Source organism: Vibrio sp. 704 (genome assembly GCF_033339295.1).
In genome coordinates this window covers 1-714 of the sequence record NZ_JAWOUH010000422.1, presented here as the reverse complement: position 1 = coordinate 714, position 714 = coordinate 1, and the positions used below count along the sequence as shown (strand labels likewise).

Below are 714 nucleotides of genomic sequence, written 5' to 3'. Positions count from 1 at the left end.
TAAAGAGAAAATGATTGCTGCTCTTGAGCGTTTGAAGATGAGTCAAGAATCGAAACTCGATGGCACAATGATGGCGTTCGGTATCAACGGTAAGCAGTCTCTAACAGAGCTACTGATGAGCCACCCACCACTAGATAAACGTATTGCGGCGCTACGTAACCAGTAATACGACTTACATAGTTTTTTGAAAAGGCTTGGTTTTTACCAAGCCTTTTTTTTGCCTGATGATCGCTCACCAATTTGATTACGTACTACTTTCTAAAAATCAAAGCGCAGAAACAAAGTTATACAAGTTTTTTTTTGTACAACTTTTTCTAATTGGTCTATCTTGTACATATAATATTTTTGTACAACCATCAGTGACGTTTGGGAGCGAAAGAATGGACATACAGTCGGTTGGAGACATTTACCAGAAGCTTAACAAAGCGAACCTGCATCTTCTGAAAGACGTTTATCACCAAGATGTGGTGTTTGAAGATTCGGCTCATCGCTTAGAAGGACTGCCTGCTCTTTCTGATTATTTCCAGTCATTGTACGCGAATGTGATTCGCTGTGATTTCATCATCCATGATCATCAGCAGGTTGGGGACACGGGTTTCCTGACTTGGACTATGGATCTTCAACATCCGAAATTACACAAAGGGGCTCCAATCGCTGTGAGCGGTGTTTCCCACATGAAGTTCTCCGATGGTCAAGTCATTTATCACCGAGATT

1 protein-coding gene and 1 pseudogene are annotated in these 714 nt (G+C 41.3%); both read left to right on the top strand.

The features are described from left to right. A pseudogene (locus tag R7R24_RS26875) lies at positions 1-166 on the top strand (protease HtpX); the annotation flags it as partial. A gap of 214 nt (positions 167-380) precedes the next feature. Next, positions 381-714: nuclear transport factor 2 family protein (locus R7R24_RS26870; protein ID WP_318120141.1), on the top strand; the 334-nt coding region annotated here is incomplete at its 3' end.